Annotated in this window: 26 protein-coding genes; all 26 read left to right on the forward strand. The window is 52.9% G+C overall.

The features are described 5' to 3' along the window. Nucleotides 1–3 precede the first annotated feature (3 nt). The 26 genes from Q7K71_02905 (at nt 4) to Q7K71_03030 (ending at nt 24,758) form a co-directional block, all read left to right on the forward strand. On the forward strand, nt 4–1,041 hold the full coding sequence (locus Q7K71_02905) for a GGDEF domain-containing protein (protein MDO8675052.1): 1,038 nt from the start codon (nt 4–6) through the stop codon (nt 1,039–1,041). Between the two features lie 118 nt (nt 1,042–1,159). Next, entirely contained in the window at nt 1,160–2,092 is a 933-nt protein-coding gene (locus Q7K71_02910; GenBank protein MDO8675053.1) for an ROK family protein, read from the forward strand. Then, nucleotides 2,085–4,280 (forward strand): LPS assembly protein LptD, encoded by a 2,196-nt coding sequence (gene lptD / locus Q7K71_02915; GenBank protein ID MDO8675054.1) that lies wholly within the window; start codon nt 2,085–2,087, stop codon nt 4,278–4,280. Before Q7K71_02910 ends, lptD begins: the two co-directional genes overlap by 8 nt. 10 nt (nt 4,281–4,290) lie before the next feature. Further along, entirely contained in the window at nt 4,291–5,613 is a 1,323-nt protein-coding gene (locus Q7K71_02920) for a UDP-glucose/GDP-mannose dehydrogenase family protein (protein ID MDO8675055.1), read from the forward strand. Further along, nucleotides 5,610–6,899 carry a nucleotide sugar dehydrogenase gene (locus Q7K71_02925; GenBank protein MDO8675056.1) on the forward strand — a complete coding sequence of 430 codons (1,290 nt, stop codon included), beginning with the start codon at nt 5,610–5,612 and terminating at the stop codon, nt 6,897–6,899. The genes Q7K71_02920 and Q7K71_02925 overlap by 4 nt, the downstream gene beginning before the upstream one ends. A 13-nt stretch (nt 6,900–6,912) precedes the next feature. Continuing rightward, nucleotides 6,913–7,857, forward strand: coding sequence for an SDR family oxidoreductase (locus tag Q7K71_02930; protein MDO8675057.1), 945 nt, complete (start codon nt 6,913–6,915; stop codon nt 7,855–7,857). Continuing rightward, a complete protein-coding gene (locus Q7K71_02935; GenBank protein ID MDO8675058.1) occupies nt 7,847–8,458 on the forward strand; it encodes a thiamine pyrophosphate-dependent enzyme in 612 nt (203 codons plus the stop codon). The genes Q7K71_02930 and Q7K71_02935 overlap by 11 nt, the downstream gene beginning before the upstream one ends. Before the next feature lie 2 nt (nt 8,459–8,460). Next, nucleotides 8,461–9,045: a hypothetical protein gene (locus Q7K71_02940; GenBank protein MDO8675059.1), complete on the forward strand. Its 585-nt coding sequence runs from the start codon at nt 8,461–8,463 to the stop codon at nt 9,043–9,045. Then, complete coding sequence (locus Q7K71_02945) at nt 9,045–9,977, forward strand: GDP-L-fucose synthase (protein MDO8675060.1); 933 nt, start codon at nt 9,045–9,047, stop codon at nt 9,975–9,977. The genes Q7K71_02940 and Q7K71_02945 overlap by 1 nt, the downstream gene beginning before the upstream one ends. Continuing rightward, nucleotides 9,974–10,906, forward strand: a complete 933-nt coding sequence (locus tag Q7K71_02950; protein ID MDO8675061.1) for an NAD(P)-dependent oxidoreductase — start codon at nt 9,974–9,976, stop codon at nt 10,904–10,906. Before Q7K71_02945 ends, Q7K71_02950 begins: the two co-directional genes overlap by 4 nt. A gap of 4 nt (nt 10,907–10,910) precedes the next feature. Beyond that, nucleotides 10,911–12,428 carry a cobalamin-dependent protein gene (locus tag Q7K71_02955; GenBank protein MDO8675062.1) on the forward strand — a complete coding sequence of 506 codons (1,518 nt, stop codon included), beginning with the start codon at nt 10,911–10,913 and terminating at the stop codon, nt 12,426–12,428. After that, entirely contained in the window at nt 12,425–13,423 is a 999-nt protein-coding gene (locus tag Q7K71_02960; GenBank protein ID MDO8675063.1) for a kinase, read from the forward strand. Before Q7K71_02955 ends, Q7K71_02960 begins: the two co-directional genes overlap by 4 nt. Further along, complete coding sequence (locus tag Q7K71_02965; protein MDO8675064.1) at nt 13,424–14,137, forward strand: sugar phosphate nucleotidyltransferase; 714 nt, start codon at nt 13,424–13,426, stop codon at nt 14,135–14,137. It begins immediately after the preceding gene. A gap of 293 nt (nt 14,138–14,430) precedes the next feature. Further along, a complete protein-coding gene (locus tag Q7K71_02970) occupies nt 14,431–14,808 on the forward strand; it encodes a hypothetical protein (GenBank protein ID MDO8675065.1) in 378 nt (125 codons plus the stop codon). Between the two features lie 13 nt (nt 14,809–14,821). Next, nucleotides 14,822–15,259, forward strand: a complete 438-nt coding sequence (locus tag Q7K71_02975) for a hypothetical protein (protein MDO8675066.1) — start codon at nt 14,822–14,824, stop codon at nt 15,257–15,259. A gap of 116 nt (nt 15,260–15,375) precedes the next feature. Beyond that, nucleotides 15,376–15,672, forward strand: a complete 297-nt coding sequence (locus Q7K71_02980; GenBank protein ID MDO8675067.1) for a toxin — start codon at nt 15,376–15,378, stop codon at nt 15,670–15,672. Then, on the forward strand, nt 15,659–15,913 hold the full coding sequence (locus Q7K71_02985; protein MDO8675068.1) for an antitoxin: 255 nt from the start codon (nt 15,659–15,661) through the stop codon (nt 15,911–15,913). The genes Q7K71_02980 and Q7K71_02985 overlap by 14 nt, the downstream gene beginning before the upstream one ends. A 185-nt stretch (nt 15,914–16,098) precedes the next feature. After that, nucleotides 16,099–16,395 (forward strand): hypothetical protein, encoded by a 297-nt coding sequence (locus Q7K71_02990; GenBank protein MDO8675069.1) that lies wholly within the window; start codon nt 16,099–16,101, stop codon nt 16,393–16,395. 13 nt (nt 16,396–16,408) lie between these two features. Next, complete coding sequence (locus Q7K71_02995) at nt 16,409–17,605, forward strand: DegT/DnrJ/EryC1/StrS family aminotransferase (protein MDO8675070.1); 1,197 nt, start codon at nt 16,409–16,411, stop codon at nt 17,603–17,605. A gap of 3 nt (nt 17,606–17,608) precedes the next feature. Then, on the forward strand, nt 17,609–18,721 hold the full coding sequence (locus Q7K71_03000) for a glycosyltransferase family 1 protein (GenBank protein ID MDO8675071.1): 1,113 nt from the start codon (nt 17,609–17,611) through the stop codon (nt 18,719–18,721). Next, entirely contained in the window at nt 18,711–19,313 is a 603-nt protein-coding gene (locus Q7K71_03005; protein MDO8675072.1) for a hypothetical protein, read from the forward strand. The genes Q7K71_03000 and Q7K71_03005 overlap by 11 nt, the downstream gene beginning before the upstream one ends. 11 nt (nt 19,314–19,324) lie before the next feature. Then, nucleotides 19,325–20,176: a glycosyltransferase family 2 protein gene (locus Q7K71_03010; GenBank protein ID MDO8675073.1), complete on the forward strand. Its 852-nt coding sequence runs from the start codon at nt 19,325–19,327 to the stop codon at nt 20,174–20,176. Beyond that, complete coding sequence (locus tag Q7K71_03015) at nt 20,169–21,821, forward strand: hypothetical protein (GenBank protein MDO8675074.1); 1,653 nt, start codon at nt 20,169–20,171, stop codon at nt 21,819–21,821. The genes Q7K71_03010 and Q7K71_03015 overlap by 8 nt, the downstream gene beginning before the upstream one ends. Further along, complete coding sequence (gene waaF, locus Q7K71_03020; protein ID MDO8675075.1) at nt 21,821–22,864, forward strand: lipopolysaccharide heptosyltransferase II; 1,044 nt, start codon at nt 21,821–21,823, stop codon at nt 22,862–22,864. Before Q7K71_03015 ends, waaF begins: the two co-directional genes overlap by 1 nt. Nucleotides 22,865–22,902: 38 nt before the next feature. Next, nucleotides 22,903–24,003: a DegT/DnrJ/EryC1/StrS family aminotransferase gene (locus tag Q7K71_03025; GenBank protein ID MDO8675076.1), complete on the forward strand. Its 1,101-nt coding sequence runs from the start codon at nt 22,903–22,905 to the stop codon at nt 24,001–24,003. Next, a complete protein-coding gene (locus tag Q7K71_03030; GenBank protein ID MDO8675077.1) occupies nt 24,000–24,758 on the forward strand; it encodes a glycosyltransferase family 2 protein in 759 nt (252 codons plus the stop codon). The genes Q7K71_03025 and Q7K71_03030 overlap by 4 nt, the downstream gene beginning before the upstream one ends. Nucleotides 24,759–24,780: the final 22 nt, after the last annotated feature.

The following is a 24,780-nucleotide window of genomic DNA, read 5'->3' on the forward strand; positions in this document are numbered from 1 at the left end:
CCGATGGTTTATGTCCTGATCATTTTAACGGTCATTTTTGTCGCCGTGGTCTTTTTCTTAGTCAAGGTGATCGTGCTCCAGATGGAGCAGGCCTCTGACCAGGATGTTTTGCGTTCCAAAGAAACGTATCAGAAGATCATCGACCGGCAAGCCAGGGTCCTGGCTGAAAAGGCGCGTCTGGAGCGTGAGGCCGCCCAGATATTCACCCTTTATGAAATGACTAAGGAGATCAACCGACATTTTAACGAGCAGGAGGCCTTCAACATTTTCAAACGCCGGTTGCGGGAGAACATCACCATCGGGGACTGCCAGCTCGTCGACAATTTAGGCGAGGGGAGTGAAGCCCCGCAAGGGGCGCCCGGCGACCAGACGGTCTTTGTCCTTAAAAGCAGGGAGAAAAAACTCGGATTTTTGGTTGCTCAGGGTGTTGCCCCCAAGGACAAGGAGAAATTCGCCATCCTCGCCCACCAGTTCGCGCTGGCCTACCAGCGCATCAAACTCTACAAGGACATCGAGACCCTGGCCATCACCGACGGCCTGACCGCGGTCAGCACGCGCCGGTATTTCCTGGAACGCTTTGATGAGGAGATCAAGCGCGCGCAGGCGCGCAAGATCAAAATGTCCTTCCTCATGCTGGACGTGGACCATTTCAAGACGATCAATGACCGGCACGGCCATCTGACCGGCGATGCGGTGCTCAAGGAGATCGGCGTCATCATCAAGGAAAACATCCGCGAGATCGACATTGCCGGCCGTTACGGCGGGGAGGAATTCTGCGTTGTCCTGCCGGACACCGACCTGGAGGGGGCCAGGGTCGTGGCCGAACGTATCCGCAAGGCCGCTGAAACGCGGATCATCAAGGCCTATGACGCCGTCCTTAGCATCACCGTCAGCATCGGCGTTTCCACCTATCCCTCTGACGGAGATCTCCCTGAGGAACTCATCGACAAGGCCGACTGGTCGCTGTACCGCGCCAAATCCCAGGGCCGCAATTGTGTGGTGGCGTTCGGTATGTATCATCCTCCCGATCCCGCTTCTTGATATTTAGCGGTATTTGTTGAACCAACCTTTCTTTTCGGGTAAAATAATCCCGATTCCAGTCAGCTATTAGTATTATTATATTTTTATTCTTCTTTCCATCTCCTCAATGAAGGATGTCATGAAGAAGTATGTGGTCGGTGTGGATGTCGGCGGCACCAATATAAAGCTTGGTATTGTCCATCCCCGCGGGAAAGTCATTGCCCGAAACTGTTTTGCCACAAGGCCTTTTGCTTCAAGTAAGATCCGTCTGATCAATGCTTTGGCCGGCGCGGTCCTTGATATCATCGTTCGGGCCGGGTTAACAAAAAAAGACATTGCCGGCATCGGTGTCGGCTTGCCCGGCCTCATTGACCATGCCGCGGGTGTGGTGCGTTTTTTGCCCAATATCCCCGGCTGGCGCCATGTGCGTTTGCGCGCCATCCTCGCCCAAAAAACCGGCCTGCCTGTCGTTGTTGACAATGACGTGAAACTCATTACGCTGGCCGAATGGAAATTCGGCGCGGGCAAGGGCGCCGCCAATATGATGTGCATTACGCTCGGCACCGGTGTTGGGGCGGGGCTGATCCTGAACAATGCCCTTTATCGCGGGGAAGGCAATGCCGCCGGAGAGCTAGGCCATGTGCCGCTCAACGAACTTGGGCCTGACTGCAATTGCGGGGGATGGGGATGTTTCGAGACCTATGTCGGCAACCGCCGTCTGACGGCCCGCGCGAACCGGATCATGAACGCCAATGGTATGACCCTGGAGCGCATGTATGCTTTGGCCAAAGCAGGCAACCGCAAAGCCCTGCGGTTCTGGCATGAAACGGCCGAGCATCTGGGCAATGGTTTGACCGGCGCGGTCAACCTTTTGAATCCGCGGCTCATTGTCATCGGCGGTGGGGTTTCCAATAACCATCAATTCCTTTTTCCGACGATCAAGGCGGTGATCCGCCAACGGGCCATGGCGACACAGGCGGCCATGGCGCACATCACGCGGGCACAATTAGGGGACGATGCCGGCATCATCGGCGCGCAGGTTTTGGTCCTGGCCAATCATGAGCATGCGTAAACGACAAATACTGGGATCGCTGGGGACGATGATCGTACTGGGGGCCTTTTTTCCATGCCTGGTCCTGGCCGCAGATCCTTTTGCCGCCCCCGCGAGTGGCGGCACGTCCGGGGACGCAAAATCCGGGGATATGCTCAATTTTAAGCTCAATAAAACCAAATCCGTAGAACTGCAGGCCGACCAGGTGCAGTATTCCGTCGTTGACAGCAAGGCGCAGGCCCGCGGCAATGTCGTTGTCACCGCTGACCAGACCATCCTGACCTGTGATGAATTGGAACTGGACCGCATCCTCAATGTGGGCGTGGCTAAGGGGCATGTGTACATTGATTCGCCCCAGTCGCAGGTGGATGCCGACGAGGGAACGTTTAATTTTAATAACCAGAGCGGGTTTTTCAAGAATGCCCGTATCTACCAGTTCCCCTATCAGATCAAGGGCAAGGTCGTTGACAGGATGTCCCCGGAACATGTCGTCATGAGCAGGGGATATATCACCACCTCCGACCACGACGACCCGTTTTTCCGGATCGCTTCCAGGAAGATCGACGTGTATCCGGGGGACAAAGCCGTTGCCCGCGATGTGAAAGTGTATCTGGGCAAGGTGCCTGTCATGTATTGGCCCAAATATACGCAGGACCTGAAAGACAAGCCGTGGATCACGTTCATGCCGGGTAAGACCAAGGACTTCGGGTTTTTTGTCCTGACGACCATCCGCCAGCGCATCAATGACAATGCCAAATTGACCATTCACGTGGATTACAGGGAGAGAAGGGACCTGGCGTCCGGATTTGATTATCAATACCAGACGCCCCATCATGGCGGCGGTGTCATCAAGACGTATTACATGCTTGAACGTCCCATCACATCCAAACACCTGTGGAAACCGCGCCCTTCTCCGACTCCGGAACACGAGCGGTATAAGGTGGAGTGGCGTCACAAATGGAACCCGGATGACAAAACGGACATTTTAGTGCAATATTTCAGGGTCAGGGACGCCACGTTCCTGAAAGAATATTTTGAACGCCAGTACCGGCAGGATCCCAGCATTGACACGTATTTTTTGCTCACCCGTATCCTGCCCAAGGGGACGCTGACGTTTCGCATCGACGCCAGCCGCGTTAACCGTTTTGCCCGCGGCGTGGAGAGATTGCCTGAGATCAAATATGAGTTGAGCGACACGGAAATAGGAGACACCGGATTTTACGCGCGGACGGCCAACACGTTCTCTAATCTGACCAAGAAGGAAGCTGAACCGGAAAGCCATAAAAAGACCATACGATTTGATACCAACAATCAGATCTCTTATCCGATGAAAATATCTTTTGTTGAGCTCAGGCCTTACGTCGGCCAGCAGAATACTTATTACAGCCGCACGGCCAACCTGGCGCAGCGCAACATCATCCGCGGGCAGTTCCTGACCGGCACGGATGCCAGCACCAAATTCTATCGGACGTGGAACGTCAAAAAGAATGCGTGGGGCATTGAGATCAACGGCCTGCGCCACATCGTGACCCCGACGGCAGCGTATCTTTACAAGCACCGTCCGACATTTTCATCGTCGCATTTGAACGCTTTTGACGCCATTGATTCCCTGGCAAACGCGCATAAGATCGCCCTGGGCCTTGAGAACAAATTGCAGACCAAACGCCAAGGCGTCAGCGTGGATCTGCTGCGCACCCTGGTCAGCAGCGATTTTGCCCTGAAGGAAAATCCATCCAAAGGCGGGTTCGGCCCCGTCAATTCGGACGTTGAGTTCAAACCCGCCGACTGGCTGGAATTCAAGGGCGATGCCTCATATGACCATTACAATGACCGCGCCGACTCTGTGAACCTTGAAACTTATATCAATGGCAAGGACCAATGGAATTTCGGGATCGGCCGCCGGTGGAACCGCGGCGGGGACGACCAGATCACGACCGAATGGAATTACAAGATCAATCCCAAATGGAGATTTAAGGTCTACGACCGTTTTACGGTCAATCACGGGGGCTTAAGAGAAGAGGATTATATTCTGACCCGCGATCTGCACGACTGGGAAGTGAGCCTGGAATATCACCAGGAACACGGCGGCGGGACAGACATTTTACTCTCGTTCACTTTAAAAGCATTCCCGGACATGGGTTTGGACCTGTTCAGTACCGGCTTTAACAGGCGTAAGGCCGGCTCACAACATGAAGCAGAAAGACAATAGGAGCATTTAGATGAACATTGCGATCATCGGTTCGGGATACGTGGGTCTGGTCACGGGCGTGTGCCTGGCGCATATCGGCCATCACGTGATCTGCGTTGACAGTAATCCGGAAAAGATCAAGAAATTGAAAAAAGGCGGGATCCCCATTTACGAGCCGGGCCTTGATGCGATCATGCGCGATTGCGTCAGGAAAAAACGGTTGTCTTTTTCCGGGTCCATCAAGGACGCGGCCAGGAAGGCCACGGTCATCTTCATTGCCGTCGGCACTCCTTCCAAATCCACCGGCGACGCGGACCTGGTCTATGTTGAAAATGTGGCCCGCCAGATCGCCGAGAACATGGATTCTTACCGGCTGATCGTTGAGAAATCCACGGTCCCGGCGGAAACCGGCAACAAGATCCGCCGCACCATTGAGTTGAATTTGCCCAAGAAATTCCGCAAAGGCAGTCAGGTGCTTCTGGATTTTGACGTGGCATCCAATCCGGAGTTCCTCAAAGAGGGTTCGGCCGTGCATGATTTCATGAACCCCGACCGTCTGGTGTTCGGCGTTGAATCCAAAAAAGCCGAGAAGATCCTGCGGGAGATCTATCAACCGTTAAAAACAAAGGTCCTCGTCACCAATATCGCTTCCGCCGAGATGATCAAACACGCGTCCAATTCATTTCTGGCGATGAAGATCTCCTTCATCAACGCGGTCAGCCAGATCTGTACGCGGGTGGGAGCGGACGTCCTCAATGTCGCCGAAGGCATGGGTCTGGACAAGCGCATCGGCCGGGCGTTCCTGGATGCCGGTGTCGGCTACGGCGGCAGCTGCTTCCCTAAGGACGTGGACGCGTTCATTCACCTGGGCGAAAAAAGCGGATATGATTTCCGTCTCTTGAAGGAAGTGCGCCGGGTCAATGAAGAACAGCGCCAGGCCTTTGTCCATCTGGTGGAGGACAAATTGTGGAACTTGAAAGAGAAAACCATCGGCGTGTGGGGGCTGGCATTCAAGCCCAACACCGACGATATGCGCAATGCCGCTTCGGTTGAGATCATCCAGAAACTCCAGCATGAGGGCGCGAAGATCAAGGCCTATGATCCCAAGGCCATGGCCAATGCCGCGCACGTGCTGCGCGGTGTCGCGCTGTGCGCAAGCCCCTACGCGGCTGTGGAGGATTGCGACTGCCTGCTTTTGCTGACGGAGTGGGATGAGTTCAAGGATGTTGACCTTGAGGCCGTGCGGGACGCCATGCGCCAGCCCGTTATTTTTGACGGCCGCAATTTTCTTGACGGGAAGAAACTTAAAAGCTTGGGATTTGACTATTACGGCGTCGGCCGGGGGAAAGCATGATCAAGAAAATTTTGTCTAAGCAAGCCAGGATCGCCATCGTGGGTTTGGGCTATGTCGGTTTGCCTTTGGCCGTGGCTTTCGCGCAAAAAGGCTTCAGGGTCTTTGGCGTAGACACCAGCTCTGCGCGCGTTGAACGCATCCGGAATTTAAAAAGCTATATTGCCGACGTCAGCAATGCCGCGATCGCCGCGGTCATGCGCAAGGGAAAATTGGCCGTGTCCTGTGATTTCACGGTCTTGCGGGAAGCGGATGCTATTTTGATCTGTGTGCCCACGCCGTTAAAACGCAGATACACGCCGGACATTTCTTTCATCCAAAGCGCGGTCAGGGAGGTGGCGCGGTTCCTGAAAAAGGGCGCCCTGGTCGTTTTGGAAAGCACGACCTATCCCGGCACGACGGAAGAATTGATCAAACCTGCTTTGGAGAAAACTGGGTTGAAAGCAGGGAAGGATTTTTATCTGGCATTCTCGCCGGAGCGCGTTGATCCGGGCAATAAAGATTTTCAAGTCACTCAAATTCCCAAAGTTGTGGGCGGCCTGACGGAACAATGCACCCGATTGGCCAGGGCCTTGTATGGCCAGATCATCGCCCGGGTGCATGTGGTGTCTTCCCCCAAAGCCGCGGAGATGACCAAACTCCTGGAAAATTCTTTCCGTATTGTCAATATCAGCTGGATGAATGAAGTGGCACAGATGTGCCATAAATTAAGCATCGACGTGTGGGAAGTTATTGAAGCGGCCAAGACCAAGCCGTTCGGTTTCATGCCTTTTTATCCGGGGCTTGGCGTCGGGGGGCATTGCATTCCCGAAGACCCGTTATATTTGTACTGGAAAGCCCGCCGGTATGGGTTTAATTCCAAGTTCATCCGCCTGGCCGCGGACATCAACACGCACATGCCGGCCTATTGCCTGCACCGGCTGGAGGACTTGTTGAGGGCGCGCAAAAAGAAAATAGCGAACGCGAAAGTCCTGGTCATCGGCGTCACTTACAAAAAAGACGTCAAGGACCTGCGCAAGTCGCCGGCCTTAAAATTCATTGAACTTTTGCGCCACCATCATGTCCGCGCCGATTATCACGATCCTTTGGTGCCTTACGTGAAATTAGGAGGGCTTGATCTGGGGTCAGTATTGCTTGATGCCAAACATCTGAAGAACTATGATGCCGTGGTCATCGCGGTTGACCACAGCAAGGTCAATTATAAACTCATTCAAACTCATGCCCGTTTGATCTTTGATTTGAAGAATGTCTATGAGGGCATTGCGAATAAAAAAATCTTTAAATTGTAGGGGGGCGGGATTAATGGCAAAAAAAACCGTTTTGATCACCGGCGGGGCCGGGTTTCTGGGAAGCCATTTGTGCGATCGGTTCATCACCCGCGGTTTTAAGGTCATTGCCGTGGATAATTTGATCACCGGCGCTCAACGCAATATCGCTCATTTGTCCCGCAACAAAGATTTCAAATTCATCCGGCACGACATTTCCCGTCCCTTGAAAATTTCTGGCGGGGTGCACTATGTTCTGCATTTCGCTTCTCCGGCCTCGCCGGTGGATTACATGAACCATCCCATCGCCACTATGCAAGCCGGCGCCCAGGGCACGCAGAACGCTTTGGACATTGCCCGGGCCAAGAAGGCAACCTTCCTTCTGGCCTCAACTTCCGAAGTGTACGGCGACCCGCTGGTGCATCCGCAAAAAGAAAGTTATTGGGGTAATGTGAACCCCAACGGGCCTCGCAGCGTCTATGACGAGGCCAAGCGTTTTGCCGAGGCGCTGACCCTCGCGTATCACCGCGTCCATCGGGTGAACGTGAAGATCGTGCGGATCTTTAATACATACGGGCCCCGCATGCAGATCAAGGACGGCAGGGTGGTCCCCAACTTCATTGACCAGATCCTGCACCAACAGCCCCTGACCGTGTATGGCAACGGAAAACAAACGCGGTCTTTTTGTTATGTGGATGACCTGGTGGACGGTATCACGAAATTGCTTTTTTCCAAATTGCAGGGGCCGGTCAATATCGGCAGTCCGCGGGAATTCACCATTCTGAAATTCGCGCGGCTGGTGCAAAAGATCTATGACCCGGACGCCCGGATCGTGTTCATGCCTCTGCCTAAGGATGACCCTAAACAGCGCCGGCCTGATATCACGCTGGCCCGCCGGACGTTGGGATGGGAACCGAAGGTGCCCTTGGAAAAAGGGATCCAAATGACCATGGACTGGTTCGCCCGACACTATGATCACTAAAGAAGACATCATCGCCTTTGAGCAGGAGATCGCCGGCATTTTCGCCACCGGTGTCATCCGCGCCCCCGTGCATCTTAGGGCAGGGCGTGAGGACCAGCTGATCTCGATCTTCAAAGAGGAGGAGATCGGTGGTGATGACTATGTTTTTGGGTTTTGGGATTCCCATGAGCTCGCCCTCTTAAAAGGCGTGCCGCGCCAGGAGGTCAAAGACATGATCCTGCGGGGCCGCAGCATCGCGCTGTGTTTCCCGAAATACAAGGTGTTATGCTCAGGGATAGTCGGGTCCCTGATGGGCACAGCCGCGGGCGTGGCGTGGTCTTTAAAAAACCAGAACAGGAAGGGACGGGTGTTTTTGTTTTGCGGGGACATGTCCGCCGAGACCGGCATTTTCCATGAAGCGGTCAAATATGTGCACAATTTTGATCTGCCGGCTAAATTCATTGTTGGTGATAACGGGGTCTCGGTCATGACCGATACCCGCGCTGTTTGGGGCAATCCACAGCCGTGGTTTGCCGGAACCAAATACGAAAAACACATCATCTATTTTAAATATACCAACGGCTATCCGCATTCCGGCCTTGGCAAACTGATCAAATTCTGATTATGACAACCGCCGTCCCGTTAAAGTATTTTGACGAATTGAAACGCACCATGGAATGGCTGGCCCAACAGCCCAAGGTCATGTTCGTGGGCCAGACCGTGGCCGGACCCGGGACATTCATGTTCCAGACCCTGCGGGATTGCCCCAAGGACCGCACGCTGGAAATGCCTATCAATGAGAGCTTCCAAATGCAATTCACCATCGGCATGGCCCTGGCCGGTTATGTCCCGGTCTCTGTTTATCCGCGCCAGAATTTTTTGCTTTTAGCCACCGGGGACATGGCCAATATGCTTGATAAATTGCCCGATATCAGTGAAGGAAAGTGGCCTGTGAAGGTCATCATCCGTGTCGCCACGGGCCCGGATGCTCCGGTGCATCCCGGCCATCAGCACATCGGCAATTACGCGCAAGCCATGCGCAAGTTGTTTCGCTGGATCGAGGTGGTGGAATTGGACAAGGCCGACCAGATATTCCCGGCCTATCAACACGCGCTGGAACGCGCCGACGGAAAATCAACGCTGATCATTGAGCATGGCAATTATTATAACGAAGAATATTACGCCAAGGGGCAAAAGACCAGCCAATGATACAGCGCGTTTCCCGCATTTTCATCGTCGGCCACAATGACAGCGTTGAGAATTCCCTGCGCCGTCATTTTATGTCCCGCGGGTTTAGACATGTTTTTTCCAATACGAAGGACGGGGTGGATGTTTTAAACCAGGCAAAGGTCCAGCGGTTTTTTAAGGACGCCCGCCCGGAATACATATTTTTGGGCTCCGTCCGTTCCGGCGGTATCGCGGCCAATCTCAAATATCCGGCCGAGTTCATTGACGAAAATTGCGCGGCGCAGAACAATGTCATCCACGCGGCCTACGCGCACAAGGCCAAAAAACTTTTGTATTTTTCGGGTTCCTGCGCCTATCCCAAGGACGCCCGTCAGCCCATTAAAGAAAAGGCCTTATTGACCGGTCCTTTGGAGGAAACCAGCGAGCCGTATTCCGTCGCCAAGATCGCGGGGACCGTCATGTGCCGGGCTTACCGCGCCCAATACGGGTTTAACGCGATCGTGGCTGTGCCGGCCACCTTGTATGGCCCGGGCAGTGATACGGACATCGCCACGGCCCATGTCATGGGCGCTTTGATCGCCAAGTTCCATAAAGCCGCGGCCGATGGGGACAAACAGATTGTTGTGTGGGGCACGGGCAAGGTGCGGCGGGAATTCTTGCACGTGGATGATTTCGTGTCCGCGTGCCTGTTTTTGATGGACCGCTACAACGGAGAAGAGCTGATCAATATTGGATGCGGTCATGACGTGTCCATCAGGGAATTGGCGGGTTTATTGAAGAAAATTTCCGGGTTCAAGGGCAAGATCGTTTTTGATGCTTCCAAACCCGACGGCACCATACGCAAACTCATGGACAACCGCCGTATCACAAGATTGGGCTGGAAGTCGAAGGTGGGATTGGAAGAGGGGATCAGAAAAACGTATCAATGGTTTAATGGAAAGGAAACAGCATGAAGATTCTCATCACAGGCGCGGCCGGATATATCGGTTCGGTGTTGACCCCCACGCTGTTGACCCAGGGGCACGAGGTCATTGCCCTGGACAATTTTATGTACAACCAAAGCTCACTTTTGGATTGCTGTCATAACGAAAAGTTGACCATTGTCCGCGGGGACACGCGCGACAAGCCGCTCATGGCGCGGCTCATGAAAGGCGCGGACGCCATTTTTCCGCTGGCGTGTTTGACCGGAGCGCCCCTGTGCGCCAAAGACCCCGACGGGGCCAAGGCCGTTTTGCTGGATGCCATCCAGATGATCCTGGGGATGCGCGGCAAGGGCCAGCGCATTATTTTTCCGACCACCAACAGCGGTTACGGGGTCGGCGAAAAGGGCAAACACTGCACCGAGGAAACCCCTTTAAGGCCGGTGTCTTTGTACGGGAAATTGAAGGTGGATGCGGAAAACGCCATTCTGGACGCGGGCAATGCCATCACCCTGCGTTTGGCCACGGCCTTCGGCATATCCCCGCGCATGCGCCTGGACCTTTTGGTCAATGATTTCACGTACCGCGCGGTGTATGACCGTTTTGTGGTCCTGTTTGAGGCGCATTTTAACCGTAATTACATCCACGTGCGCGACATTTCCAGGGCTTTTGTCCACGGGCTCAATGGCTTTGACAAGATGAAGGACCAACCTTATAATGTGGGACTAAGCGACGCCAATCTGACCAAACTTCAGCTGTGTCAGGAGATCAAGAAATTCGTCCCGGACTTCTATTTTGTCGAGGCCACCATCGGTGAGGACCCGGACAAGCGCGACTATATCGTCAGCAACGCGAAAATAGAGAAGACCGGGTTTAAGCCCGAGGTCACTCTGCAAAAAGGCATTCAGGAACTCATCAAGGGTTATCAGGTCATCAAGCGCAATCAGTACGCCAATATATAGGAACATGATGAAACAACTTGACGTTCTTTTCATCCACCCCAACGCTGCGCATAAGATCTATCAGGACCTGGCCCGGGATTTTTCGGCCATTGAGCCGCCGATCTGGGCGGGGATGCTGGCCAATCATTGCCGCGTCAAAGGGTTTTCCGTCAATATCCTGGACGCCGAAGCCCTGCGTTTGAACGACCAGGAGGCGGCCAAGCGCATCGCGGCGTCCAAGGCGCGGGTGGTGTGTTTTGTGGTCTATGGCCAGCAACCGTCGGCCTCTTCGCAGAATATGGCCGGCGCCGTTGATCTGGCGGATCTGGTCAAGTCCACCGCGCCTGACAGCAAGATCGTTTTCGTCGGCGGGCATATCGCGGCTTTGTCGCGCGATGTCTTGGAAAAGCACCCCAGCATTGATTTTGTCTGCCAGAACGAAGGCGTTTACACGATCTCGGGCCTGCTGCAGACCAATTTGAAGGACGGTTTGGAAAAAGTGTTGGGATTGGGCTATCGCCGCGACGGCACGGTCTGTTTGAATCCGCCCTCGCCCATCGTGGCCAAAGCGGATCTGCCGCGCGATCTTCCGGGTGTGGCGTGGGACCTTCTGCCCATGGACAATTACCGCACCGCGTTATGGCATTCCTATTCCAATGGTTCCAAGCGCCAGCCCTTTGCCTCCATCTATACGTCGCTGGGCTGTCCGATGAAATGCTCCTTTTGCATGATCAATATCATCAACCGCCAGGAGAATGAATTCTCCGATGGGTCCGCGGTGTTCCGTTACTGGGAACCGGAGCATATCATCAAGGATTTTGACTATTTTGCCTCCAAGGGCATCACCAATATCAAGATCGCCGACGAGCTTTTTGTCCTCAACCAGAACCATTTCATGAAGCTCTGTCAGCTCATCATCGCGCGCGGATATAAGTTCAATATCTGGTGCTATTCGCGCGTGGACACGGTCAAGGACCAGTATCTGGAAACATTGAAGAAGGCCGGGGTCAATTGGCTGGCCCTGGGCATCGAAAGCGGCAATGCGCGCGTGCGCCACGATGTCACCAAGGGCCGTTTCGGGGACATTGACATCCGCAATATTGTGGGCAAGATCCGTGAGCACGGCATCAACGTCATCGGCAATTATATTTTCGGTTTGCCGGAAGATGACCTGGAAAGCATGCAGATGACCCTGGACCTGGCCATTGAAATGAACACGGAGGAGGCGAATTTTTATTCCGCCATGGCGTATCCGGGAAGTCCGTTATACGGCATTGCCCGCAAGGAAGGATGGCAATTGCCGCAAACCTATGACGGTTTTTCCCAACACTCCTATACCTGTCAGCCATTGCCGACCAAGCATTTGACCGCGGCCCAGGTTTTGGCGTTTCGGGACGAGGCCTGGATGAAATACCACACCAACCCGAAATTCCTGGAATTGCTCAAGACCAAATTCGGCCAGGTGGCCGTTGACGAGACATTAAGATCCACCCGGATCAAACTCAAACGCAAGATCCTGGAACAAGCCCCGGTTGCCCGATGATCATTTCCCGCACCCCATTTCGCGTTTCCTTTTTCGGCGGCGGCACCGACTATGACGGGTGGTTTCGGGAGAATAAAGGCGCGGTCCTCGCCACCACCATTGATAAATACTGCTACATCTCCTGCCGTTATTTGCCGCCGTTCTTTGACCATAAGTCCCGCATCATCTATTCCAAAATGGAACATGTGCACGGCATCAACGACATTGACCATCCATCGGTGCGGGAAGTCCTGCGTTTTTTAAAGATCACCGAAGGCGTTGAGATCCATCACGACGGCGACCTTCCCGCGCGCACGGGGCTGGGGTCCAGTTCGTCGTTCACCGTCGGACTTTTGAATGCTCTATACGCCCTCAAAGGCGTGATGGTCACCAAGGAACGGCTGGCCGAAGAGGCCATCCACGTTGAGCAGGACATGATCAAGGAGAACGTGGGCTGTCAGGACCAGGTCCTGGCCGCTTACGGCGGTTTTAATCACATTGAGTTCGGCGGCCCCAACCATCTTCTGGTGCGCCAGGTGACGATATCGCCGGAGAAATTGAACGTCCTGCAAAATCATCTGATGCTTTTTTTCACCGGGTTCGCGCGCACCGCTTCCCGCATCGCCCATCACCAGATCAAGAACATCCCCCGCAAGAAGCCGGAGTTGGCGCGCATGTATGAAATGGTCAACGAGGCCGTGGGGATCCTCAACGGCAAAAACCTTGTTCCGTTCGGTCAATTGCTTGATGAAAGCTGGAAACTCAAGCGCACACTATCCGGCAAGATCTCCACGTCGCACATTGACCATCTGTACGCCGCGGCCACGCGCGCCGGCGCTGTCGGCGGCAAACTGCTGGGCGCGGGCGGGGGCGGGTTCGTGCTTTTGTTCGTGGAGCCGCATAAAAAACCCAGGGTCCGCGCGGCGCTCAAAGGCCTGCTGGAAGTTCCCTTCAAATTTGAAGGCCTGGGAAGCCAGATCATTTTCTACCAGCCGGACACGGGAATTGTTAAATAAATGTTCAGCCAGACGGACATTGTCATTCTCGCCGGCGGCTTGGGCAAGCGCCTGCAGGCCCTCACGCAGGGCCGACAGAAAGTCCTCGTTCCGATCAACGGCACGCCGTTTCTTGCGCTATTAATTGATTTTATCGCGGCCCAGGGCGGGCAGCGTTTCATTGTATGCACGGGCCACGGTGCACAGGCCGTTGAGCAGGCGCTGGCCGGCATGTTCCCCAAATTGGACATTGTTTTTTCAAGGGAAGAGGAGCCGCTGGGCACAGGCGGCGCCATCAAGCAGGCGGCCGCTTTGGTACGTTCGCCCCGATTTTTGGCCATGAACGGGGATTGTTTTTGCGTCATTGATTACGGGCAATTGATCGCTCGTCATGTATCGTGCAAAGCCGCGGCCACCATTGCCGTGACGCGCCTTGACGATGCCCGCGAATACGGAACCATTGAGATAGGTCCCGACGGGCGCATTGAAGCGTTTAAAGAAAAACGGCCTGAGGCAGCGCCGGCGCTCATCAATACGGGAACGTATTGCCTGAATAAGGATGTGTTCAATTTGGCCGAGACCCCGCAGAAGTTTTCCATTGAATACGATTTCTTCCCGCGCTTAGTCGGCAAGGGGTTCTGGTCTTTTGAGGTGGCCAACAAGTTCGTTGACATCGGCACCCCCGAGCGCTACCAATGGGCGCAGGAACATTTAAAAGAATTCCGAATTAAGTAGCCACCCACCGTAACCTTAATTCGGCTTTGGAAAATTTTGAGTCGGCTCAGCTTTGTCAATAATCGTCTTTTCCTGACATGTCGGAAATACAACGTCCCGACAAAATCGTCGGGACTGTATTTCCGAATCGGTGCCGTAGACGATAGGGACAAAATGAGCCTTTCAAAATTCCCCAAAGCCTTATAGCGCAAATAAGGGACAGTTCAGGTAGGACCCGTGGGTGTAAAAGAGGTTATTCAGAAACGGTTTAAGAAATTTTACTAAGAGTTATTTCTTATCGAAAGGAAAATACTGTGAAAAGATCGTTTATTTTAATTGTTGTATTATTCTTTTTCTTAAATAGTTGTGCGAGCGTTCAGCCTATTCAAAAAGGTAATTTAACGGCAGGTATGGCAAAAACGAAGATTATAAAAGGCCAGACTATGCAATCGGAGATTTTAGAAGTTTTTGGTGCGCCTAATATTGTTACAAAGAATAAAAGCGGAAATGAAGTGTGGACTTATGATCAGGTATCTGTAGAATCGGCTGCCTCAGAAGTATATGGAACCATTATTATTGCAGGTGGCGTTGGAAATCGAACATCAACTTCTACACGTACATTTACCTTAATGATTGAATTTGGGGATGGTGACATCGTCAAAGATTATAGCTATCGGTCGTCTGCTTTTTAGAGGAAGGTATTATATGAAGAAGGCGGTTTTATTTATATTACTTTTCTTTGTAGTTGGCTGTGCCACAACTCAGCTTAGCAACTCACAGAGAAGAAGTATTGAGGCGAAAGAATTAGAGGGGAGTTTTGATAATGCTTTTAAAGCGACTTTACAGGTGTTACAAGACAAGGGATATGTTATTACTCATACAGACTATAAGGCTGGTGTAATTAAAGGAGAGACTGGTTGGAAGAGAACAAATATGTTTGTTACTGATAAAAAGCAAGAGGCGAGCGTGACTATTGAAGAATGGGTTGAAAATAGAGTGAAAGAAAGAATAACTTTTATGTTAAGAGAAAATGAAGGTCTCGGGCTGGAGAGATCGAGGATAATAGAAGACCAGAAATTTCTACAAGAAATATATGATGAGATTCAAAAAGAAATATTTGTCAGACAAAATTTAAATAAATAATGGCGGTAAGTAATTTGTTAGAGAATTAAATTCCGGGTACCCATCGTAACCCGAATTGATTTCTTTGAGATTGTTGACAAAAGGCACACAATGTATTATACTTGTCTTGAGGCGTTATGAAGGCATTTGATTGGGATGAGGCAAAGAACGAGGACCTGCTTCAGGAACGCAACATATCGTTTGAAGAGATCGTCTGGTGCATTGAGCAGAAGGAAGGCCTGTTAGACGTCATTGATCATCCCAATCAGACAAAGTTCGCGCACCAGAAGCTTTTTATCGTTGCATTGCGCGGGTATGTGTATATCGTGCCTTTTGTCGAGGATGGGCACAAGATCTTCTTAAAGACGATCTATCCAAGCAGGAAATTGACCAGGAAATATCTGGGGAAGGAAGGCGACCATGAAATTGACTAAAGAAGAGCAGGACCTGGTGGCATCGGTCGAGGCGGGTGAATGGAAGTCTGTTAAGAATTTGCTGGGTGAGAAGAGGCGTTATGCCATGATCGCGCGGCATACGCTGCGCAAAGACAAGCGTATCAATATCCGCATTTCCCAACGCGACCTGGAGGGCCTTCAAGTGAAGGCCGTCCGTGAGGGCATTCCTTATCAGACCTTGATCTCCAGCGTCCTTCACAAATATGTCGCCGGCCGTTGACGGCAAAAATACTCCCTGCCTGCCGGCAGGCAGGCGTGTCGCGGAGTAATGACGGTTAGCCAACAAGAAAATAAGGGGATCATGTGAAGACAGATTTTAATAAGACGACATTTGTTTCCGACGGACAAGAGGCGAAGAAGACCGGGTATCGTGTGCTGTGCGGCATGGTGTTCATATAAGGCAAGATGAGAACAATTGAAGCATATAACAAATTTCAGCAGGGAGAACGGGAGATTCGCCAGAAGAAAGGTATTGCCCATAAAGAAGCCAAGAAAAGATTGGGTAAATGGAAAATCTACTCTGTTGGCAAAGAAAAATTTAATTTACTAACCATTCCAGGATATAATCTGGCATCAAAAGTTCTTTCTATGGATGAATATCTAAAATTTGTTCAATTCAATTTGGAGCATGGTTTTGATATGAAGTTTTATAGGAAGCTGAAAAGAAAAATGGCTGTGAATGAGCGCTTTGTGATCAAATGAGAAAGGTGAACAAGTGAAAACATCAGATTTTAATAAAGCGACATTTGTTTCCGATGGTCAAGAGGCTAGGAAGGCGGGGTATAAGGTGCCGTTTGGGACGGTGTCTATTACACCCAAGGCCAAGAAGCTCATTGATGACGCGATTGACCGCCAGTGGTTGACCAAGGGCAAATACGTTAAAGAGTTTGAAGATAAGTTTGCTGCGCTGTTCGGTGTTAAATACGGCGTTGCGGTTTCCAGCGGCACGGATGCCGATGCTTTGGCTTGCGCCACTCTCTATGATTTTGGCGCCAAGCGCGGGGACGAGATCATTATCCCGGCTTTGACCTTTGTGGCCACGGGCAATGCGGTTTTGCAGGCGGGGTTGACGCCGGTCTTCGTTGACATCAAGCGCGAAACCTTGAACATTGACCCGGATAAGATCGAGGCCGCCATCACTAAGAAAACGCGCGCCATCATGCCCGTGCATTTGATGGGCAAGCCCGCGGACATGGACCGGATCATATCTATCGCCAAAAAACACAAATTGTATGTCATTGAGGACGCGGCCGAGGCCCACGGCGCCGAATATAAGGGTCAAAAGATCGGCGCCATCGGCGACATGGCGTGCTTCTCTTTATATGCCGCGCATATCATCACCACCATTGAAGGCGGCATGGTCATCACCAATAATGAAAAAATGGCGGAGGTCTTAAGGTCCTTGCGCAATCACGGCATTGACGGGAAGTTCCGGTTCAAGCGCATCGGGTTTTCTTCCAAGATGAATGAGATCGAGGCCGCGGTGGGATTGGGCAATATTGAGATCTTCCATGATATCCTTGAGAAACGCCGGCGCAATATTTTGTATCTTATCGACAAGTTCAAGAAATTTGATAAGTATTTCATTTACGTCAAGGAAGAGCCGGGCGAAAAACTGGGCCCCCATGCGTTTTCCATCATCGTCAAACCCGGGCAGAATTTCACCAAGGATGAGTTTGTCGCCTCTTTGGAGAAAGAAGGCGTAGATTCCCGCAATCTTTTTTATTCCATCCCGACGCAAACAGACAGTTACGCGTTCATGGGCCATAAGCTCGGCGACTTTCCGGAAGCCGAGTTTTGTTCCGACAACGGCACGCACATCGGCTGTCATCAGGACATTGAGGTTGACCAGCTTGATCACGTCGTTGAGGTTACGGCCAAATTTCTCAAATCAAAGGGACACAACGTTTAGAGCATGCGCATCGCCATCAACTGCCGTTCCATTCTCAAACCCCAAAGGACCGGCATCGGGCGCTACACCCATCATTTGATCAAGGCCCTGGCCCGGGCAGACCATGCCAACGATTATGTTCTTTACGCGCCGCGCGGCATTTTTAACTTCAAACGCGTCAACCCTTCTTCGCCCGCGCCCAATTTCAAAGTCCGGCGTGATTGTTTCTCCCTGGGGCCGGAAAAAGTTTGCGGTCCCGTGGACGTGTATCATTTGCCCAGCCCGGATTTTTTGGGCGCGCTGCGCTGTAAGGTCGTCGTGACCGTCCATGATCTCATTGACAAGGCCTATCCTCAAAGCCATACCCCGCAGACCATTGACTTAAGCGACCGCAAGATGAAGGACGTGGTCGGGCGGGCGGACAAGATCATTTGTTGTTCCCAAACCACCCGTGATGACCTGCACCGGTTCTTTAAGGTGGACGCGGCGCGCACATGCGTTATTTATCAGGGTGTTGACCGCACGGTCTTTTTTCCGTTGGCGCCGGATGAAGAGGAGTATGCCGAGGGCGTCCTTAAAGGTCTGGGGGTAACACAGCCGTTCATCCTTTTTGTCGGGACCATTGAACCGCGCAAGAATTTATCCAATTTGCTGGAGGCCTTTGCCGGGCTTAAGGCCAAAAAGAAATTTTCCGGAAAATTGGTTATCGTCGGGACGAAAGGGTGGATGATGGATCCCCTGGCCGACACGCTCAACCACAAGGGCTTAAGCAATGAAGTGGTTTTCTTGGGTTATGTTACGGACGAACAATTGCGTGTTTTGTATCATAAAACCGAGGTGTTCGTGTTCCCGTCATTGTATGAGGGCTTTGGATTTCCCATCGTTGAGGCCTTTGCCTGCGGGGCCGCGGTGGTGGCCAGCAACACTTCGTCCTGCGCCGAGGTGGCCGGGGATTCCGCCTTGACCGTAGCACCCCAACCGCAGGATATCGCGGCAGGCATTTTACGCGTGATCGAAGACCCCTCCCTGAAAGCGTCTTTGAAGGCCAAAGGCCTTCAACGGGCAGATCAATTTTCTTTTGATGCGACGGCCCGCCGGACGCTGGATGTTTATCAAGAGGTAAACCATGTCCGTTAAGCTCAATCTGGGATGCGGGACCAAAAAGAAGGACGGGTGGGTCAACATTGATTCCGCCGCAGAGTGCCATCCGGACATTCTCCACGACCTGTCCGAACCCCTGCCCTTTGAAGACCAGTCAGCCGAGGAGATATTCGCCGACGCTGTTCTGGAGCATTTTGACAAATACGCCCGGTATTTCATCGTTTATCATTGGACGAGGGTGCTCAAGGTGGGCGGTGTGGTGACGATCGGCGTCCCCAATTTCCAGAAGATCATCCACCGGTACCTGAAGTGGCGATTTGATGATTTCGTGGACACCATTTTCGGCGAGACCATGTGGGAATCGCGCTATTACCTCGGCCATTTCGGCAGTCATAAATGGGGCTATTCCGAAAAAAGTTTGAAGGCCTTCCTTGAGATCTTCGGGATCACCGGCATCACCGTTGAAAAGCAGGGTCTGGTCCTGATGGCCCGGGGACAAAAAACCCGGCATGTTCCTTATCAGGACCTGAAAGATCTTCAGATCTATTCTCCCAATAATGCCTGCGGCACGGGTAAACCGTATATGACCCTGGAAGAAGTGCGAAAGGCCGCGGGGTTTAAAATCTAAGAGGTCAACTGTTGAAAGTCAGCGGTTTCACCATTGTCCGCAACGCGGTCAAATTCCATTATCCGGTCGTTGCCTCCATCACGTCCATTTTGCCCATTTGTGATGAATTCATCGTCAATGTCGGCGATTCCGACGACGGGACATTGGACCTTGTCCGTTCCATCAAAGACCCCAAGATCAAGATCGTACAGACGGTTTGGGACATGACACAAGGGTCGGCCGTGCTCTCCGAGCAAACCAATATCGCTCTTTCGCATTGCGCGGGCGATTGGGCCTTTTATCTTCAGACCGACGAGGTGATCCATGAGGCGGACCTGCCGCGTCTGCGCTCCTGCATGCGCCGGTATTGGCATGACCCGTCCGTGGATACCTTGAGATTCAAATGGCTGCATTTTTACGGCAGTTTCTGGCGTTACCGCATTGATGCCGGCTGGTATCAAAAACAGGACCGCATCATCCGCAATAACGGCACAATAGAGTCCCACGGCGACGCGTTCAGTTTTCAGCGCAAAGACCGGACCCCGTTAAGGCGAAAAAATACAGAATGTCTGCTGTATCATTATGGCTGGGTGCATTCGGGGACGTTGATGGCACACCGCCTGTCCAATGCCGTCGGCATCGGTTATGCCGCCCCTGGCCCCGCCATAGGCGGGGCAGACAGCAGTATTTATGATTACGGCGACCTGGACCGTTTCCCCATTTATTTCGGCACCCATCCCGCGGTCATGCAAGAGGCCATTGAGGCGCATGCTTTAAGCTCTGCGGACTGGCAGACCATCAGGCGCCGCCATCGGTTCAATCCTTTTTTACTGGCCCGCCTGCGGTACAAGACATTCAAACGCGTGAGGCATAAAATTGAATAGATCGGCCGGAAAAGACATTTTTCTCCTGTCCTTTTTGATCATCCTGGCCACGCTCCATCCTTTTTTCTTAAGGACACAGATCAACCTTTTTGAACTGGGGCTTTATTTGCCCGGCATTGACGCCATCATGAAAGGCCTGGTGCCTTTTAAGGATTTCTTTTATTTGCGCGGGCCTTTTGAATTGTATCCGCCGGCTTTTTTGATGCAGGTGTTCGGCGCGCAGACCGCGGTGCTTGCAACATATTTTTACGCCACGACGGTATTATGTTTGATTTTGGGCGTTGTGATCGCCCGGCAGGTCCTGGCCGGCAGGGTTTTTTTATATTTGCTGGCGTCTGTATTAGTAGCGCGTACGTTTCCCCGCGTCGTATTCACCTATTGGGGCGGCATGCGTTATGCCTGGGGGCTGTTGGCTGTCCTTTGCGCTGTCAAATTCTTTAAAACGCGCCAATGGCCCTGGCTGGCCGCGGCCGGTGTCATGACCGCCGTCGGGGGATTGGCCAGCATTGAGATCGGCTTGAGCGCCGGCGCTGCGGTCGCGGCCGTTCTGATCCTCCGGGCCTGTTACGAAAAAGACCTGCCTGCCGGCAGGCAGGACCGCGCTTCGTTGGTCCGGTTCTTTGGGATCTTTTGCGCCGCTGTTTTGGCCGTGGTGCTTCCTTATTTTTGTTATCTTTATGTTCACGGTGGTTTATATCCTTATCTGGACGGCGTTTATCAGGTGGCCACCCGCATGGGGGCCACATTTTTGCAAACCGAGCCGGTGCCGCAAAATCCGCTTGAGGCGCTGGGGGCTTTGCTCAACCCCGTTAACAAAAATTTCCGGCAGATGACCCCGGTTTTTTGTTATCTGGCCGCGGCCGGATATGGGGGATATTTGTGGCAGCGGCGTAAAATAACGCCGGTGGATATGGGTGTGGCGGTCATTGCCGTCTACGCCCTGATGATCTACGTCACCGGGTTCCGCAATTTATGGGCTTCGGTTTTTGAAATGTCCCTGTTGCCGGAAAAGATCGTCCTATTTTTTCTTTTGGAACGGTTATTTTTTTATTTAAAGCAGACCGAAACACGCAAGGCGTTGGCTTGGGTCGTGCTGGGGGCGGTTGCGGTTTCTTCGCTGGGGTATGCGTTGAGCCATGTTAATAAAAGGTTTTATGCTTTCAAATGGCTGGCGCACACCGTATCCGGAAAAAACACATCCTCTGTTCTGCCGTTGGCAAACCAGCCGGTCAGGGCCGTTGCTGTTGAGCGTTTGCGCGGTTTTGTCGTGCCGCAACAGCAGGCCGTGGACGTGGAAGGGGTGGTGAATTTTTTGGTCGCTCATACCCGCAGGGATGAACCGGTCCTGATGTTCCCTGAACTGGGGGCATTGCATTTTTTTGCCGACAGGCCCTGGGCCGGACGTTTTTCCATGCCGACGCTGTCATGGATCAAGGAGGGCTGGCACCGCGAGTTCATGGCGGACCTGGAGAATTTTAAGCCGCGCTATGCCGTGGTCAATAAAAAAGCCCCGGACTATTTTCAGGCCTCGTATTTTTCCGTCGCGGACAACCGGCGGCGTTTTGATGAGGCGATGCAATATATTGAAACTCATTACCGCGATATTACCCAAACCCCGTCCTACAGGATCCTTGAGCGCAGATGATGAACAAGATCTTAATTGTTAATCCGTTCGGCATCGGCGACGTGCTTTTTACAACGCCTGTCATCGCCAATCTGCGCCTGGCCTCTCCCGTCGCGGCCATCGCCTATCTGGCCAATGCCCGCACCGCGCCCGTGCTTCGGGCCGATCCCCGCATCCAGGAGGTTTTTGTTTATGAACGCGACGCATTCAACGCAGCCAAATGGGTTGACTTATGGACGCGTGTGCGGCGCTCAGGATTTGACACCGTTTTTGATTTTTCCATGAATGAAGGCATCGGTTTTTTCCTGATGTCCTGCGGCATTCCCCGGCGCATTGGTTTCAATTACCGCAACCGCGGCCGTTTTTTAACGGACAAGACCCCTTTGGCCGGTTATGAAGACAAACATGTCGTTGACCATTATCTGGACCTTTTACAACGCCGGGGGATCCCCGTTGTTGAACGGACGATCACTTTTCCCATGACCGATGCTGACCGGGACTGGGCCGGCCAATGGCTTACTGCCAACGGTATCGGGCAGGGAAAGCAATGTATCGCGGTTGTGCCCGGGGGAGGGGCTAGCTGGGGGGAAGCGGCCAAATATAAACGCTGGCCCGCGGCAAAATACGCTGATTTAGTGGACAAAATCGTTGAAAAATCATCCTCGGAGATTATACTGATGGGTGATCCGAAAGAAAAAGATCTGTGCGCGGACATTGTCCGTTCCGGACGCCCTGCCCCGCCGGTAGGCGGGGGGCGAGTGCATAATGCCGCCGGGCAAACCACGCTGGGCCAAATGGCGGCTTTGTTGACGAATTGCCGTTTGGCCGTGGTCAATGACGGCGGGCCTTTGCATATCGCGGCCGCCTGCAGGGTCAGGACCGTTTCCATTTTTGGGCCGGTGGATCCGGTGGTGTATGGACCTTATCCCGCCGACGGGCATGTTGTCGTCCGTAAAGGTCTGGCATGCCAGCCCTGTTACCGGCGTTTCCGCATGGCCTCCTGCGGTCACATCAGCTGTTTGAATGATCTATCGGTTGAGGACGTGTTTCGGCATTTATCGTAGAGACGCAGCAATGCTGCGTCTGTACATAGAAAGGTGTTATGAGCGTTCCGTTCGTTGATTTCAAGGAACAAAACCGGATGATCCGCGGGGAAGTGGATGCCGGGTTCATGAAGGTTTTTGAAAAAGGCGATTTTATCCTTGGCGAAGAGGCCCAGACCTTTGAAAAAAGTTTCGCCAAATATTGCGACGCGGCCTACGGGGTCGGGGTCAATTCCGGTACCGACGCCCTTTATCTGGCCTTGTCCGCCCTGGATATCAGGGAAGGGGACGAGGTCATTGTCCCGACGCATACGTTCATTGCCACGGCCCTGTGCGTTTCTTTCGCGGGCGCCAAGGCAGTGTTCGCGGACATTGAACCGGACACGTACAATATTGACCCCAAGTCCTTTGAACGGGCCATCACCCCGCGCACCAAGGCGGTCATTCCCGTGCACATTTATGGCCAGCCGGCGGACATGGATGAGATCACCGCCATTGCCCGCAAACACGGCATCAAGATCGTTGAGGACGCGGCCCAGGCCCATGGTTCCCGTTATAAGGGAAAACGCGCCGGCTCCCTGGGGGACGTGGCGGGCTTCAGTTTTTATCCGACCAAAGGCCTCGGCGCCTGCGGGGACGCGGGCATGATCGTCACCAATGACCGGGCCATTTACGAAAAAGCCCTGATGCTGCGCGACTACGGCCGCAAGGGGCGCTACGAGCATAAGATCAAGGGGCATAATTCGCGGCTGGACACTATCCAGGCCGTGGTCCTTAATGCCAAATTAAAACATCTTGACGCGTGGAACGCCCTGCGTGCCAAAATCGCGGCCCGTTACGCCGAACTTTTAAAACCGCTCAAGGTTGTCACGCCCGTCACCAAAAGCGACCGCACGCACGTTTTTCAGACCTATGCCGTGCGCGTGCCCAACCGCGACAAAGTGGTGGAGCGTATGAATGCCAAAGGGGTGAGCGTGCTGATCCATTATCCCATTCCCCTGCATTTGCAGGAGGCCTACGCGGAACTGGGGCACGTCCAAGGGGATTTTCCCGTGGCTGAAAAGGTGTCTTCCGACATCATGTCCTTGCCCATGTTCCCGCATATGACCGGAGAACAGGTCGAGGCCGTGGTCGCGGCCCTCAAGGAGTCCATGGCGTGAAACTCCCCTTGTCCGTCGTGATCATCACCAAGAACGAAGAACGCAACATGCACGACTGTCTCAAAAGCGTTGTTGATTGGGCGGATGAGATCGTTGTTGTGGATGATGAGAGCACGGACAAGACCGTTGCGATCGCCGGGCAGTATGGGGCAAAAGTTTATCACCGCAAAATGGACAATGAAGGCATTCACCGCAACTGGGCCTATGCCCAGGCAAAGAATGAATGGGTTTTGAGTTTAGACGCCGACGAGATGGTCAGTCCCCAATTGCGCGACGAATTGATCGCGGTCTTGCCGTCCACCCAATTCCACGCCTTTGACATGCCTTTGCGCAATTATATCGGCAAATACTGGGTCAAACATTCCGGCTGGTATCCGGCGGGGAAGTTGCGTCTTTTTATGAAAAGCCGTTTCAAATATGAAGAGGTCGGCGTGCATCCGCGTGTTTTCCTGAAAGGGGACACCGGGCATTTGACCAAGGACATCATCCACAAGGGTTATCCGGACTTTGAGCATTTTTTGGCCTCGCTCAACCGCCAGACAACGCTGGAGGCGGAAAAATGGATAGAGACCGGCCGCAAAATGACATTGGGTGTCGCGGTCTGGCGCGCGGTGGACAGGTTTTTCCGTAGCTTCATCGGCAAGAAAGGGTATAAGGACGGGTTCGTGGGGTTTATGATCGCGTTTTTTGCCATGCTTTACCAGGTGATGAGTTACGCGAAATATTACGAGCGTATCAAGGGAATTAGATCGTAGGGGCCGGGCATGCCCGGCCCGT

Source organism: Candidatus Omnitrophota bacterium, from assembly GCA_030650275.1.
GTDB lineage: Bacteria > Omnitrophota > Gorgyraeia > Zapsychrales > Fredricksoniimonadaceae > JACPXN01.